At 45.4% G+C, this 13,821-nt stretch carries 18 protein-coding genes and 1 pseudogene; 15 read left to right on the top strand and 4 right to left on the bottom strand.

Going from position 1 to position 13,821, the window contains the following annotated elements; genetic code table 11:
• The first annotated feature begins 35 nt into the window (after positions 1-35).
• The 11 genes from rpsM (at position 36) to QUB13_RS18135 (ending at position 9,054) form a co-directional block, all read left to right on the top strand.
• Complete coding sequence (gene rpsM, locus QUB13_RS18185; RefSeq protein ID WP_106333882.1) at positions 36-419, top strand: 30S ribosomal protein S13; 384 nt, start codon at positions 36-38, stop codon at positions 417-419.
• Positions 420-503: 84 nt separating this feature from the next.
• Positions 504-902: a 30S ribosomal protein S11 gene (rpsK, locus tag QUB13_RS18180; protein WP_006634980.1), complete on the top strand. Its 399-nt coding sequence runs from the start codon at positions 504-506 to the stop codon at positions 900-902.
• Between the two features lie 177 nt (positions 903-1,079).
• Positions 1,080-2,024 carry a DNA-directed RNA polymerase subunit alpha gene (locus QUB13_RS18175; RefSeq protein WP_333092058.1) on the top strand — a complete coding sequence of 315 codons (945 nt, stop codon included), beginning with the start codon at positions 1,080-1,082 and terminating at the stop codon, positions 2,022-2,024.
• A 130-nt stretch (positions 2,025-2,154) separates the two neighbouring features.
• Positions 2,155-2,505 carry a 50S ribosomal protein L17 gene (gene rplQ, locus QUB13_RS18170; protein WP_194010371.1) on the top strand — a complete coding sequence of 117 codons (351 nt, stop codon included), beginning with the start codon at positions 2,155-2,157 and terminating at the stop codon, positions 2,503-2,505.
• Between the two features lie 29 nt (positions 2,506-2,534).
• Positions 2,535-3,377, top strand: a complete 843-nt coding sequence (gene truA / locus QUB13_RS18165) for a tRNA pseudouridine(38-40) synthase TruA (RefSeq protein WP_194067222.1) — start codon at positions 2,535-2,537, stop codon at positions 3,375-3,377.
• 117 nt (positions 3,378-3,494) lie between these two features.
• Positions 3,495-3,950, top strand: a complete 456-nt coding sequence (gene rplM, locus QUB13_RS18160) for a 50S ribosomal protein L13 (RefSeq protein ID WP_194010362.1) — start codon at positions 3,495-3,497, stop codon at positions 3,948-3,950.
• Positions 3,950-4,363 carry a 30S ribosomal protein S9 gene (gene rpsI / locus QUB13_RS18155; protein ID WP_006634975.1) on the top strand — a complete coding sequence of 138 codons (414 nt, stop codon included), beginning with the start codon at positions 3,950-3,952 and terminating at the stop codon, positions 4,361-4,363. The genes rplM and rpsI overlap by 1 nt, the downstream gene beginning before the upstream one ends.
• A gap of 197 nt (positions 4,364-4,560) precedes the next feature.
• Positions 4,561-4,869 (top strand): 50S ribosomal protein L31, encoded by a 309-nt coding sequence (rpmE, locus tag QUB13_RS18150; RefSeq protein WP_194010363.1) that lies wholly within the window; start codon positions 4,561-4,563, stop codon positions 4,867-4,869.
• A 346-nt stretch (positions 4,870-5,215) separates the two neighbouring features.
• Positions 5,216-6,310 carry a peptide chain release factor 1 gene (prfA, locus tag QUB13_RS18145; protein WP_333383094.1) on the top strand — a complete coding sequence of 365 codons (1,095 nt, stop codon included), beginning with the start codon at positions 5,216-5,218 and terminating at the stop codon, positions 6,308-6,310.
• A 281-nt stretch (positions 6,311-6,591) separates the two neighbouring features.
• A complete protein-coding gene (locus QUB13_RS18140; protein WP_333383092.1) occupies positions 6,592-8,520 on the top strand; it encodes a type II toxin-antitoxin system HicA family toxin in 1,929 nt (642 codons plus the stop codon).
• Between the two features lie 105 nt (positions 8,521-8,625).
• Positions 8,626-9,054 carry a hypothetical protein gene (locus tag QUB13_RS18135; RefSeq protein WP_333383088.1) on the top strand — a complete coding sequence of 143 codons (429 nt, stop codon included), beginning with the start codon at positions 8,626-8,628 and terminating at the stop codon, positions 9,052-9,054.
• Between the two features lie 31 nt (positions 9,055-9,085).
• On the opposite strand, the gene QUB13_RS18130 is transcribed toward QUB13_RS18135, so the two are convergent.
• Complete coding sequence (locus QUB13_RS18130; protein WP_333383085.1) at positions 9,086-9,634, bottom strand: hypothetical protein; 549 nt, start codon at positions 9,632-9,634, stop codon at positions 9,086-9,088.
• 27 nt (positions 9,635-9,661) lie between these two features.
• On the opposite strand from QUB13_RS18130, the gene QUB13_RS18125 reads away from it, so the two are divergent.
• The 3 genes from QUB13_RS18125 to QUB13_RS18115 all read left to right on the top strand — a co-directional run bounded on the left by QUB13_RS18125 (position 9,662) and on the right by QUB13_RS18115 (position 10,820).
• Positions 9,662-10,027: a helix-turn-helix domain-containing protein gene (locus QUB13_RS18125; protein ID WP_333117045.1), complete on the top strand. Its 366-nt coding sequence runs from the start codon at positions 9,662-9,664 to the stop codon at positions 10,025-10,027.
• Positions 10,028-10,058: 31 nt separating this feature from the next.
• On the top strand, positions 10,059-10,424 hold the full coding sequence (locus QUB13_RS18120; RefSeq protein ID WP_333117047.1) for a helix-turn-helix domain-containing protein: 366 nt from the start codon (positions 10,059-10,061) through the stop codon (positions 10,422-10,424).
• Between the two features lie 108 nt (positions 10,425-10,532).
• Entirely contained in the window at positions 10,533-10,820 is a 288-nt protein-coding gene (locus QUB13_RS18115; RefSeq protein WP_333383082.1) for a helix-turn-helix domain-containing protein, read from the top strand.
• 303 nt (positions 10,821-11,123) lie between these two features.
• Here the strand turns inward: QUB13_RS18115 and QUB13_RS18110 are convergent, their stop codons facing one another.
• Positions 11,124-11,813 carry a pentapeptide repeat-containing protein gene (locus QUB13_RS18110; protein ID WP_333383079.1) on the bottom strand — a complete coding sequence of 230 codons (690 nt, stop codon included), beginning with the start codon at positions 11,811-11,813 and terminating at the stop codon, positions 11,124-11,126.
• Between the two features lie 226 nt (positions 11,814-12,039).
• Between QUB13_RS18110 and QUB13_RS18105 the strand changes: the two genes are divergently transcribed.
• Positions 12,040-13,290: a UvrD-helicase domain-containing protein gene (locus tag QUB13_RS18105; protein WP_333383076.1), complete on the top strand. Its 1,251-nt coding sequence runs from the start codon at positions 12,040-12,042 to the stop codon at positions 13,288-13,290.
• Between the two features lie 163 nt (positions 13,291-13,453).
• Here the strand turns inward: QUB13_RS18105 and QUB13_RS18100 are convergent.
• Together QUB13_RS18100 and QUB13_RS18095 are read right to left on the bottom strand one after the other, a co-directional pair.
• Positions 13,454-13,674: pseudogene (locus tag QUB13_RS18100) on the bottom strand (type II toxin-antitoxin system HicB family antitoxin).
• On the bottom strand, positions 13,671-13,778 hold the full coding sequence (locus QUB13_RS18095) for a hypothetical protein (protein WP_333117054.1): 108 nt from the start codon (positions 13,776-13,778) through the stop codon (positions 13,671-13,673). Before QUB13_RS18095 ends, QUB13_RS18100 begins: the two are co-directional and overlap by 4 nt.
• Positions 13,779-13,821 lie beyond the last annotated feature (43 nt).

Genomic DNA, 13,821 nt, shown 5'->3' with positions numbered 1-13,821 from the left:
TTGTAGCCAAACAGGAAAATTAGGGAGACAAAAGTGTGGCACGGATTGCCGGGGTAGACCTTCCACGCGATAAGCGCGTCGAAATAGGTCTGACATACATTTTCGGAATAGGCCTGTCGCGGGCCCAAAAAATAATCGCTGCAACAGGCGTAAATCCCGACACTCGCGTCAAGGATTTAACAGAGGCCGACGTGACACTTCTGCGGGCTCATGTAGAAAGCACCTACCAAATCGAAGGAGACCTCCGGCGCTGGGAGTCAATGAACATCAAGCGCCTGATGGATATCGGGACTTACCGTGGTAGGCGTCACCGTTTGGGTCTGCCTGTGCGGGGCCAACGAACCCGTACCAACGCCAGAACCCGTCGCGGCGTTCGCCGAACAGTGGCGGGCAAGAAAAAGGCACCTTCCAAGAAGTAACTTCTTTTTGGAAAAACTACGCTGGGGGCTGCTGGCTCCTAGCGCTTCGGGACATTAGTTGAGAGAAACGTTAAAGAGACTAATATGGCGCGACAACAAACAGGCAAGAAATCTGGTGCAAAAAAACAGAAACGGAATGTACCCAATGGGGTAGGCTACATCCAGTCTACCTTCAACAATACGATTGTGACTATTACCGACCTCAACGGGGAAGTAATATCCTGGGCATCAGCAGGTTCCAGCGGCTTTAAAGGAGCGAAAAAAGGGACTCCCTTTGCAGCTCAAACAGCAGCAGAAAGTGCAGCCCGCAGGGCCAACGACCAAGGAATGCGCCAAATAGAAGTAATGGTGAGCGGGCCCGGAGCAGGTCGAGAAACTGCAATTCGGGCTCTGCAAGGGGCGGGACTGGAAATTACCCTGATTAGAGATGTTACCCCGATTCCTCACAACGGCTGTCGCCCTCCCAAGCGGCGTAGAGTCTAAAACGATTTGAGATTTTAGATTTTAGATTTTGGATAATGGTTAACTGCTTAAAATCAAAAACTAATAATGGTTTCAACTGTTGCCCCGTCCGTCCAAAATCCGAAATCCGTTCAGGGGTATGCTCTGCAATCTAAAATCCAAAATCAAAAATCCAAAGTGGAAAAGGGAGGTCACTCCGTGGCGCAGTTTCAAATTGAATGTATAGAGTCTAACACTGACAAAGACCGCAGTCAGTACGGCAAATTTGTCCTAGAACCCCTAGATCGCGGTCAGGGAACAACGGTTGGGAATGCGCTTCGGCGAGTGCTGCTGTCAAATTTGGAAGGAACGGCAGTAACTTCAGTCCGCATCGCGGGTGTCAATCACGAGTTTGCCACGATCGAAGGGGTACGGGAGGATGTTCTGGAAATTCTCCTGAACATGAAAGAGGTGGTTCTTAAAACTCATTCCCAGCAGCCGCAAATCGGCAGGTTGCGGATTGAGGGGCCAGTCACAGTTACTGCCGATCGATTCGATTTACCTTCTGAGGTGGAATTGATCGATAAATCGCAGTACATTGCGACTCTCTCCCCCGGTTCAGTTCTGGAAATGGAATTCAGAATTGAAAAAGGCATCGGATATCGAGCAGTAGACCGCAGTCGCGATGATGGGTCGGCTTTGGATTTTCTCCAAATTGACGCCATCTTTATGCCGATTCGCAGAGTCAACTACAGCGTTGAAGATGCTCGGTTGGGTGGCACGGCCGAGAAAGACCGGCTGATTATGGAAATCTGGACTGATGGCAGCGTGACTCCTCAAGAAGCTCTGAGTCAATCTGCACACATCCTGGTAGATTTGTTTGCCCCTCTCAAAGACATCACCCACGATTCTCTCAAACCAGAGTATCCAGGTGAGGCCGATCCTACGAGCCAAATCCCGATCGAAGAATTGCAGTTGTCAGTCCGGGCTTACAACTGTCTCAAGCGGGCTCAGATCAACTCAGTCGCAGACTTATTGGATTATACCCAAGAAGACTTGCTAGAGATCAAGAACTTCGGGCAGAAGTCCGCAGAAGAAGTGATTGAAGCTTTACAAAAACGCTTGGGGATTACCCTGCCGCAGGAAAAATCAGCTAAAAGTTAATCAACGGGTAACGGGTAAAAAAGTGCGGAATTTTAAGTGGGTGAGTTCTTAAAAACCCAGAATTCACCCCCCGGAGTTCGCAGACTATCTATCCCCGCGCCCAATTACCAATTACCAATTACCAATTACCATGCGCCACCGCTGTCGCGTCCCCCAACTAAACAAACCGGCTGACCAGCGCCGCGCCATGTTGCGCTCGCTGACCACCGAATTAATCCGTCACGGTAAAATCACTACCACTCTCGCCCGCGCCAAAGCGCTGCGCCCAGAAGCGGACAGAATGATTACCCTGGCAAAAGAAGGCTCCTTGGCCGCTCGCCGCCAAGCTATGGGCTATATCTACGACAAACAGTTAGTACACGCCTTGTTTGAGGCCGCCGCAGAACGGTACGGCTCGCGCAACGGGGGTTACACCCGCGTAGTGCGAACTGTCCCCCGTCAAGGAGACAATTCCGAAATGGCGATCGTTGAACTGGTTTAATGAAATTTTGGGTTGGAGATTTTTGATTTATGACTGACAATCCAAAATCCCCAATCGAAGATGCCCGATCGATACAGCGCGTTGCTTTAGTGATCCAATACATCGGCACTAACTTTCACGGCTGGCAGCGACAGCCGAACCAGCGTACAGTACAAGAAGAAATTGAAACAGCAATATCGACTGTCCTGCAACGTCCGGTAACGCTGCACGCTGCCGGGAGAACTGACGCAGGAGTTCACGCCGCTGCTCAAGTAGCCCATTTTGACGCCTGCGGCCCAATTCCGGCTCACCGCTGGGCAAGCGTTCTCAACTCTCGACTGGCAAAAGATATTTTAATTCGAGCTTCGGCAAAGGTGGAACCTACCTGGCACGCTCGGTTCTCAGCCAGTTGGCGGCGCTATCGCTACACCCTTTATACAGACCCGATTCCTAATTTGTTTGTGCGTCCTTATGCTTGGCACTGCTACCACGCGCCTGTGGACGAATCTTTGATTCAGGCAGCTTTGACACCGCTAATCGGGCGGCATCACTTGGCGGCTTTTCACCGCGCGGGGTCTGCCCGCCCCCATTCTTGGGTGGACGTACAAGCAGCAGAGTGTCATCGTTCTGGGCCTCTTATCTATATCGAGGTTCAAGCGAGCGGGTTTCTGTACGGGATGATGCGGCTGCTGGTGGGGTTGCTGGTGCAGGTGGGTCGCGGGGAAAGGGCGATCGACAATTTCACAGATATCTGGGTCAACGAACGCCGAGAAATGGTAAAATACGCCGCTCCCGCTCGAGGTTTATGCCTGCTGCGGGTTGGGTATTCAGAATTTCCCTTTCCCCCAGATGTTTGGTACGATACTCAGCCAAAATTAGTTATTGGTTATTAGTTATTGGTTATTAGTTATTGGTTATTAGTTATTGGAAACAACTAACAAATAACAAATAACAACTGACAACTAACAATGAAAAACTAACAAATAACAAATAACAACTGACAACTAACAATGAACAAAACTTACGTCCCTACTCAAGACTCCCTAGAGCACAAGTGGTACGTGGTCGATGCTGCCGACCAGCGCCTGGGCCGTCTGGCAACAGAAGTTGCCATATACCTCCGGGGCAAACACAAACCCACTTACACTCCTTCAATGGATACCGGCGACTTCGTAATTGTCATCAATGCTGACAAAATCGCTGTTACTGGTAAAAAACGCACCCAGAAAATCTACCGCCGTCACTCTGGCAGACCGGGCGGCATGAAAACAGAAACTTTTGCCAAATTGCAAGCACGTTTACCCGAAAGAATCGTCGAAGAAGCTATCCGGGGAATGCTGCCTCACACTTCTCTGGGCCGACAACTGTTTACTAAGCTAAAGGTGTACGCTGGCCCCAACCACCCGCACGAAGCTCAAAAACCAGAAGAATTAATTGTTCACACGATTCCGGGAGGAAATGAGTAATGCAAGCAACAGATACATCCGGCCGCGCCGTTTACTGGGGTACTGGCCGCCGCAAGCGTTCAGTAGCGCGGGTACGTTTGGTTCCCGGTACAGGCATACTGACTGTCAACGGTAAAGAAGGGGATTTGTACCTGCAATTCAACCCTACCTATCTGGCACTGGCTAAGGCTCCTCTGGAAACTTTGGGTCTGGAAAATGAATACGACATTTTGGTAAAAGTCGAAGGTGGCGGTTTGACCGGTCAAGCTGACTCGATTCGCTTGGGTGTCGCTAGAGCGCTTTGTCAGTTAGACCCGGACAACCGCAAGCCTCTGAAGACTGAGGGCTATTTGACTCGCGACCCGCGGGCCAAAGAGCGGAAAAAGTACGGTTTGCGGAAAGCTCGGAAGGCTCCTCAATACTCGAAGCGGTAATCGAGCAAAGAAGGAAGAAGGAAGAGGGAAGAAGGAAAAATTATCCAGATTCCATCCTTCTTTTTTTCAAGGTCTATTTCTGATTCCTGATTCGCGCTTTCGCAGCCAACGATTGCGGAAAATTCCTGCTGTTGTTGGTACGTAAGTCCGATGACAGCTAAAATGGTTGTAAAGTCAAAAATTAGAGAGTAAAAAAAATGGCGAAAGATGGCATTCACCCTGAGTGGTATCCCGAATCTCAGGTTTTTTGCAACGGGGAACACGTGATGACGGTTGGTTCGACTAGACCAAAGCTTCAAGTTGATGTTTGGTCGGGGAATCATCCTTTTTATACTGGCACTCAGAAGATTATTGATACTGAAGGTCGTGTGGAACGCTTTATGCGGAAATATGGCATGACAGATGTAGAAATGCCGCAGGCAGATGCTTCCTCTGGCCCTCTGAAAATGGAAGACCCGAAAGCAGATGCTGCTAAGGCTGCTGCTAAAGGGAAAAAGAAGAAGTAGCTGGATTGTCATTTGTCCGCAGTCGGTTAAGAGTAGTGTTTTCTACAAATAACTGACTGCTATAGGATTTGAGATTTTAGATAAAAGACTTGCCGTAGCGGGCAGTTTAGTTCGATCGAGATACTCTCCAAACTGCTCTTGAGTTCTAAAATCAAAAATCTAAATTTAAACATCTCAAATCGAACCGCTCTCGGATTGGAGGTTTTAGATAGAAGACTTGCCGTAGCAGGCGGTTGAGTTAAATCCAATTAAGTTCGATCGCGATTCTACTCCAACTGCTCTTCAAATCTAAAATCTAAAATCTAAAATCTAAAATCTAAAATCGATTGACGGAGGACAACTGACAATGGCTGAATCTTATTTGCTGGATAAATTGAAGTCGGTAGAGCAAACTTTTAATGAGTTGACTCGCCGCATGGCTGACCCCGATGTGGCTAGAGACAATTATGAGTTTCAACGGGTGGCCAAAGCTCGATCGTCCTTGGAGGAAGTGGTAGATACTTTTGCTCTGTGGAAAACGACTCAGGAAGATTTGGTGGGCGCGCGACAGGTGCTCAAGGAAGCTGCGGGCGATCGCGAAATGCAAGAAATGGCTGGACTCGAAGTTGAGGAACTTGAGTCGAATCTGGAAAATTTGGAAAGTCGTTTGAAGGTGTTGCTGCTTCCGCGCGATCCGAACGATGACAAGAATATTATGCTGGAAATTCGCGCGGGTACTGGCGGAGATGAGGCTAGTATTTGGGCGGGAGATTTGCTGCGGCTGTATTCGCGCTACGCTCAAACTGAAGGCTGGCAGGTGAAATTGGTGAGCGAGTCGCTGGCGGACATGGGCGGCTTTAAAGAGGTGATTCTGGAAATTACGGGCGATAGCGTTTATAGCAAGCTGAAGTTTGAGGCTGGGGTGCACCGGGTGCAGCGAGTGCCGGTGACTGAGGCGGGCGGCAGGGTTCACACTTCGACGGCGACGGTGGCGGTGATGCCGGAGGTGGATGATGTGGAGATTCACATTGATCCGAAGGATATTGAGATGAGCACGGCTCGATCGGGCGGCGCTGGCGGCCAAAACGTGAACAAGGTGGAAACTGCTGCGGATTTGTTTCACAAGCCGACGGGTATTCGGATTTTCTGTACTGAGGAGCGCAGTCAGTTGCAGAATAAGGAGCGGGCGATGCAGATTTTGCGCGCGAAGCTCTATGACATTAAGTTGCGGGAGCAGCAGGATGAGGTGAAGTCGCGGCGTTTGGCTCAGGTTGGTACTGGTTCGCGATCGGAGAAGATTCGCACTTACAACTATAAGGATAATCGGGCTACCGACCACCGTTTGGGGGAGAATTTCTCGCTCAATAGTGTTTTGGAAGGGGATATTGAGGCGATTATTCAGACTTGTATTTCTCAGGATCAGCAGGATCGTTTGGCTGAGTTGGCTGCTTCTACTAATTGATGGAGTGATGGGGAATTAGGCACATTTTTGGGTGTGCCTTTGTTCTGTGATGGCTCGGCGGATGTGGTGGAGCAGGGCGTCCCAAATTGCGTCGGCGCTTTGAACGGGATACTTGAAATGTTCGAGGTCGTATTGTACAACTTTTTCTAGAGGCGCGAGGGCTTGCTGGTTTCGGCTGGTTTTTATGGCTGCGATCGCCTCTTGTTGCCAACGCGCAAATAATATGTAGCTGAAGTTATATTAGATATATTCTCACTCAAATTCATTTGGCTGTTGACCTTATGAAGCACATTATAAAGCAAAAACTTCCCCGGATCGACCCGACTACGCTGATTAAGAGTTTGGGGCGACTTACCCTGATCGCGACATTTTCTTTGAGTCTGGGGACTTGGAAAAACTGGGGACATTATAACAGCTATTGGCATGGCACAATCTTTCGTGTGCAAACAGTTGATTTCAATATGTTATCTCATACTCTGCCAGGAAAACTATCCTATACCTTATTACAAGGAAACATAGGAGAATTGCAGCGAACTTTAGACAGCAACTATGGATTATTTGGGCTGATTGTTACTGATTGCAAAATATCTACCAAAGATTGCCTATCCGAGCAAATTCTTTATCAATCAAAATCTTCTCAGCAGTGGACAAAGGAAATTTCATTAGCAACTTTGTCAAATCATCCATACGACTTACTACAAAATCCACCTCCGCTGCAAGCAGAGCGGCAATATGCTAAACCTCGTGATAGTAAACCCATCCCTACTGGTAGAGTTAACTCAGGAGAAATAATCGGTCGTGTGTACTATGTCCGGGGAGTACCGCCGACATTTATTGAAGATTATAATAATTGGATTAAAAATCCCTTTCAAAGAACAGGTTCCCGGACTCTTTACACATTGACAGTCGCTTTATTTTTCGTTAGTGGTTTGAGCGCGTGGATAATTATTGAGGTAGTTTTATCTGCCAAACGGAATGAGCAGCACCTTGCACAGCAACAACGGGAACAATTAGAGCGGGAAATTCAACAGATTAAGCTGGAATTAGAAGAGAAAAACCAGCAAACTATCGAATTAATTGACCAGCGAGAGAGAGGTCTTGCTGAACTGGAATCTTATCGGCAAGAACAGGAGCAAAATAAGAGAGAACTGGAAAATCAAATTGCATCTTATGAAAGCGAACTGGCTCTTAAAGAACAGCAACAGCAAGAAACTGCTCAAACTTTAGAAGAATTGCAATTACTACGGCAAAAGTTGCAAGAAACGTCTCAACGAGAATCTGAAGCAAAGCAGCAGATCAAGCTGCAATTAGAAGAGAAAAACCAGCAAACTATCGAATTAGCTGACCAGCGAGAGAGAGTTGTTGCTGAACTGGAATCTTATCGGCAAGAACAGGAGCAAAATAAGAGAGAACTGGAAAATCAAATTGCATCTTATGAAAGCGAACTGGCTCTTAAAGAACAGCAACAGCAAGAAACTGCTCAAACTTTAGAAGACGACTTGCAATTACTATGGCAAGAGTGGCAAGAAACGTCTCAGCGAGAATCTGAAGCAAAGCAGCGGAGTGAAGCGCTCAATCAGACAATAGCTGATTTGAAGCGCGATCGAGATTTAATACAACAGCAATCTCGTCAGCTAGAGCAACCGTTAGAAACAATACCTAATATTAATGAACTCAATGCTGCACTAGAAGGATCTAGGGCAGAATTAGAGCGGATCAAAGCAGGATCAAGGGATTTTGAAGTTTATGCTTTAAAAGAAAATCACAAGCTAGAAGAAGAAAATTCTGACTTATATCGAGAACTAAATTCAGCTTTAGAAGAAAATCACGAGCTAGAAGAGGAAAATGCTGACTTAGACCGAAAACTAAATTCATCTAAGGAGTATATCCGTTATTTGCAAAATATAATGGATGATAACAATTCTTTGATATCAGATACTCAAGAGATAGTTATAGATAGTTCCTCTGCTGCTGGAGTTAGTTATAGATTGAGAAATGTTTCAGGCAGAGATGCGGTGCGGTCTTTAGAGCGTTTGGGATTCACCGAAGATAGGCAAAACGGCAGCCATGTTATCCTGAAAAAAATGATAACACGAACAATTTGTCTCCCCGTACCAATACATGGGGGTCGAGCATTAAAGGATGGGACACTCAGGACTATTGTTCGGCAAGCAGAGATAACCAGAGAGGATTTTTTCGATAATCTGTGATCGTGTTGAATCGAAAAAAACACTTTTAATGGAGTTTAATAGGAAGTGAAATTTAGGGTACTCGAAACACTAATTGCTAGTTCTATTCTTCTATCAATTTCATCCTTGTCATCTGCTGAAAGTAATCAACAATATTCTACAATTCTACCCACAGGAACTTACTACTCTCAAGGAACCATGTTCAATAATTCCCGGAGAGAAATTGTACATAAAAATAATATAATCTGTATTAAGATTGTCAAGGGCCCTGCAAATCCTTACAAGGGAGTGGAAGATATCACAGTTAGCAGCGTGTCTTTTCAAAAGGGGAAATTCTATATTGATGCTACCGGAGAAGAGTTAATCTTAGAAAAAAATGGAAAAGTAATAAATAGTGGTCGTGGTGGTGTATGGGAGTATAGAGGCACGTCACCAGATCCCAGGAGTCAACCTATACAGGCTCAAAAAATGGGAGAGTGTGTGGCGGCTCAAGGACGATATGTACAGAAGATGCAAGGAATATCCATCTCAGGAATCGATTTTCCCAAGTATTAACCACGATATATAGGTGGGGGTTAATGAGGGACTAGGCGCAAGCTAGGCTGAGCCTTTGTTCTGTGATGGCTCGGCGGATGTGGTGGAGCAGGGCGTCCCAAATTGCATCGGCGCTTTGAACGGGATACTTGAAATGTTCGAGGTCGTATTGTACAATGATTTCTAGAGGCGCGAGGGCTTGCTGGTTTCTACAACTGGCAATTGTGGCGATCGTCTCTTGTTCCCATCTGGCAAACAGTCTATAGCTGAAAAAGGAACTGCATTTTTGTCCTTTCTGGTTCAGGTAAACGACTATTACTTGATGTTGTTTGGGGTAAACTTTGACTATGCGGTTGACGGGCATTCTCAGGGCTTCGGCTGCTTCTATTTTGGAGATTTGCCAGCACTGGGGTTTGAGCCAACCGGAGGCTGTAAGGCTTTGACGGGTGCGGCTAGCCTTGTGAGTTTTTTGAGTGCGTCTCTTGGTCATTGCTATTTCTCCTAAATCGGTTTTCATTAAAATTAAGATTTTCAATCTAATTAAAATAATATCTGTTAAATCTTCTCCTGTCAAGCAAGACAGGTAAATTTGTTGGTACACAAGTAAACTAGGAATTGTGGTTATCTCGTGGCTGATACCGTGGACGCAGAAGCTAAGAAAAAACTGAGTGAGGTTGTTAAATTAGCGCGGGGCTCGATGAGTCTGACTGCTTTTGGCAAGCTGTTGGGAGTTTCTGCTGCTTCTGTCTTGTATTGGGAAAAGGGGCAGGTACTTCCAGATACGAAAAATTTGACTCAGATTGCGACAAGAGCAGGCTTTACGATGGAAGAGCTCATGGCTCACCTCGAAGGCAAGCCGGTGCAGGAACCTCTGGATACCAACGAGCTGCTTAAGAAAATTCAATGTATGCCACTGAGTGACTTAGCAGTGATTGTTCGAGCTGGTATGGAGCGACTGGCTGCTGCGGCTGTAGCTTCTGGGAAGTATGGTTGATGTTCTGTAAACTAGGAATTGTGGTTATCTGGTGGTTGATACCGTGGACGCAGAAGCTAGGAAAAAACTGAGCGAAGTTGTTAAGCTAGCCCGTGGCGACCTGAGTTTTAGCGCTTTTGGTAGGCTATTGGGAGTCTCTGGGTCTGCTGTTCAGTATTGGGAAAAGGGCCAGGTACTCCCGGATACGAAAAATTTGACTCAGATTGCGGCAAAAGCGGGCTTTACAATGGAAGAGTTGATGGCTCATCTCGAAGGTAAGCCAATGCCGGAACCTGTCAATACCAACGAGCTGCTGAAGAAAATTCAATGTATGCCGATTAGTGAGTTGGCAGTGATTGGTAGAGCCGTGATGGATAGACTCGCGGCGGCGGCTGAGTCTTCTGGGAAGTATGGTTGATGTAGATATAGACCAGTTTACTTGTAGGTACGATCAAGTAGCTTTTAACTTGTGAACATCCAAAATAGACAAAAACTTAGTGAAATCATCAAAACTGCTCGTGGAACAATGAGTCAACGAGCGTTTGGTAAGCTTTTAGGCGTTTCTGCGACTGCTGTTCAGCTTTGGGAAAGGGGCGATACGGTTCCCGATACTGAAAACTTGGGTAAGCTCGCAGCGAGAGCAGGCTATACTCTGGAAGAGTTTCTCAGCTTTTTGGATGGCAATCCAGTCTCGCAACCAGAAATTAACGATATTGTCAAAAAAATTCAGTTTTTGCCTCTGAGTCAGGTGGCGCTAATTGCTAAAGCTGTAGCGGATAGATTCGCTGCGTCGGCTGAGGCTGCTGGAGAATGAGTTTGGCTCGATCGCGATCGCCCGTTTTGCAGAATTAGACTCGATCGCCCTTATGGACTTACGCACTCCGACAAAGAAACCTGGTTTTTCACCTAATCTGTTGGTGACAACGAACTATTTTCGTAAAAAACCCGGTTTCTCGGCCCTATGCGATCGCCCTTATTGGAAAATCACTCGCCCTATCCCTGACTCAATATGTCTAAAAACTCTCGGACAACGCGATCGGGTTCTTGACTGCACCTGTGGGCCTCGCAATAGTGGATGGTGAAGATGCCGTGGGATGCAAAGATGCGATCGCGCGTTTCATCTTTTTCTGTGTCGGGATGCGATATTTCGAGAATTCCCCATTTGCCTTGGTGGAAAATGAGAAAATCTGGTTCTTGGTTTTGTCGGCCCTGCGGGTGTGGTGAGGCGGGCTTTGGAGTTGGGGAAGAAAAGGACGGAAGTGCGATCGAGCGCTTCGGCTATTTTTACTTCTTCTTCGCAGCGAAAGCGCAAATCGTTCCAGTGATAAATCCGTTCTTTTGGGTGAGATTCAATTCCTTGGTTATGATCGTTTTCAGCCTTGACAATTTCATCTGATGCTGTATTATCCTCAGTTACAATTGATTTGTTTAAATCAGTCTGATAAAAATCTGCTTCGCTTAAGTTTGTGAGCAATAATCTGGCTCCGCTTAAGTTAGCACCACTGAGGTTAACTCCTATTACCTGAGTGCGATGCAAAGTTATTTGGTGTCGCCGCAAATATCGTTTTAGAACTGATTTAAGATTGTTTTTTTTTACCTTTTCGTCAAAAGCTTCTGATAGTAGTTTCCAGAGTTTAGCGCCAGCAGATTTAATATATTCATCATCATATTTGGAACTATTAGCAATTTCATCATAAGAGTGTCTGCCTTCCCAACATTGTCTGAAGATTAGCTCTTGCACGTCGTTTAACTGTTCGTCTTCATCTAGGGCTGTTTCGACAATGGCGAGAGCTTCCTCGGCAGTCATGGGTTAAATCCTCTTAAAGTAGTATCAGATTTGAGGTTGTGCTGGTAGGGATTGTGGCATTTTGCCTGTGTTTTCACCTTACTCTGGGTAGATTTTAGCACGTTTTTTAAGATGTTGCTACTTTTGGTCACTATTTATTACTTTTTGTCACTGTAAATGTCATCCAGAGTGGGTAAGCTAATTTGAATAAAAAGCACTCAACAAAAACAATATAAGGAGAACCATCGTGGAACAGTGGATTAACTTCGAGCAATCTTTGAATCAGCGATTAAATTGCCAAGATTTAGACGAACAACAGAATAAAGCCAAAAACTTCTCGCTTAAAGGTCATTCTTTAGTGCGAGGCGTTGCCGGTTCTGGCAAGTCATTAGTATTGCGAAATCGTCTGGCAAAACTAATTGATGAGGGTTATAAGGATATTTTGGTATTGTGTTACAATCGCTTTATGAATGGATGGATTGATTCAATAATAAAAGAAAAAGGCTTGAGTTTAAAAGTAGAGAGTCGAACTTTTCATAGTTGGGCTTATCGCATAGGGTATACTTATGAGTGGGATAAAAATCCTGAAATGCGACGGCAAATTATTGATTTAGTTCAAAAGAACGCCAAAAATCGTTATCAAGCCATTTTAATTGATGAAGCTCAAGATTTTTATGATGAATGGTTTATGGCGATGTTAGGTGCTGTAAGTCCCGATACAAACTCTATGTTTTTTGTCTATGACAATACTCAGTCAGTGTACGAAGGTCAGCAACATCGAAGAAAGCAAGATTGGAGTTGGTCTAAGCTTGGATTTGAGGTCAGGGGTCGTTCGCAAATATTTGATTTAAACTATAGAAACGCGCCAGAAATTATAGAATTAGCTTGGCAGTTTATATATCCTTATTTAGCTAGTGCTGATATGAAGATAGCTAAACGGTCAGAAGCTGGTGGTAAAATCGGTCATATTGTCGAACCACTCAAAAAGTCTTCTCGCAGTTCATCTATTAACCCAATGCTTCTAAAAAGCGATATGTCTCCCGACAATATAGCTAAACAGGTTAAACTGGCATTGAGCACTCATCCAGAGTCTTCAATTGGAGTTTTATTGCATCCACAAGAGTCAAAAGACTTTAATTTAGAAATTAGTAAATCTCTGCGGCAATTGGATATTCCCCATCACGCTCCAATGCGTTCTCAAGACCGAGATCATAACGTTGTAAACCGACCTTTTGTAATTGTAGATTCTTGGAACGCGCTGAAAGGAGTTGAGTTTGATGCCGTTATTATTCCTGGCGTTGACCAAGTGGAAGAATTATCAGATCCCGATAAAGATTTTCAAGAAAAAGCAGGACTTTATACAGCAATAACAAGAGCAAGAGATCACGTAGTTATGTTATACCAAAATGAAACTCATGTTGTGCAGCAACTTCAAAACATTTTGACAGCACCGGATGTTTTGGAGAGTGACTCAATCGTGAATGCTCAGGCTGCTTAGTGTGACGATGTAGATTTGAAGGCAATCGCATACCACACAAGAAGAGTTTGACAATAAGTAGTAAGACACAATTAATTACACAAAACTCTGGGCTACAAGCCTTGTCTAGTAAAGAATCAGCAAAAAATCAGTGTGTAATTAATTGTGTCCAATTACTTACCAATCAAGCAATTTGAAGCGTACTAGGTTCAGGGATAGATTCACTTTCTGCTTCCCAAGCTTCCAAATACATTTCTATCACTTCTTCGCTGTTATGAATCGCTTCCTCACGAGTTTTGCCGTGAGGAAGCGATTCATAACCACGCGATCGCCAAACTCTGGAATCGTGACTAAGAAAAGCCGATCTTCATCCGACCATTGAACCATCATACTGTATCGACTCATAAATCCTCGCCCTCCCTTAACTCATTGAGTTCAGTTAATAATTGTGCTAACTGCTTTTCTAGATAGAGTGCCACATCATCTCCATCTTGGCCGGGAATTGTCAATGTTTTTCTGAGCCTTGGATGTCGCCAACGCTCATGGCTACCT

The sequence above is a fragment of the Microcoleus sp. B4-D4 genome (assembly GCF_036705185.1).
Classification (GTDB): Bacteria; Cyanobacteriota; Cyanobacteriia; order Cyanobacteriales; family Microcoleaceae; genus Microcoleus.
This window is presented reverse-complemented; position numbering and strand designations above follow the sequence as displayed.

Bases quoted from the DNA above. Each gene is read 5' to 3' on its own strand.
- rpmE (WP_194010363.1), top strand. From the start codon at position 4,561: ATGGCGAAAGATGGCATTCACCCTGAGTGGTATCCCGAATCTCAGGTT.
- truA (WP_194067222.1), top strand. From the start codon at position 2,535: ATGACTGACAATCCAAAATCCCCAATCGAAGATGCCCGATCGATACAG.
- rpsI (WP_006634975.1), top strand. From the start codon at position 3,950: ATGCAAGCAACAGATACATCCGGCCGCGCCGTTTACTGGGGTACTGGC.
- rplM (WP_194010362.1), top strand. From the start codon at position 3,495: ATGAACAAAACTTACGTCCCTACTCAAGACTCCCTAGAGCACAAGTGG.
- prfA (WP_333383094.1), top strand. From the start codon at position 5,216: ATGGCTGAATCTTATTTGCTGGATAAATTGAAGTCGGTAGAGCAAACT.
- rplQ (WP_194010371.1), top strand. From the start codon at position 2,155: ATGCGCCACCGCTGTCGCGTCCCCCAACTAAACAAACCGGCTGACCAG.
- QUB13_RS18115 (WP_333383082.1), top strand. From the start codon at position 10,533: ATGAGTCAACGAGCGTTTGGTAAGCTTTTAGGCGTTTCTGCGACTGCT.
- rpsK (WP_006634980.1), top strand. From the start codon at position 504: ATGGCGCGACAACAAACAGGCAAGAAATCTGGTGCAAAAAAACAGAAA.
- QUB13_RS18110 (WP_333383079.1), bottom strand. From the start codon at position 11,813: ATGACTGCCGAGGAAGCTCTCGCCATTGTCGAAACAGCCCTAGATGAA.
- QUB13_RS18140 (WP_333383092.1), top strand. From the start codon at position 6,592: ATGAAGCACATTATAAAGCAAAAACTTCCCCGGATCGACCCGACTACG.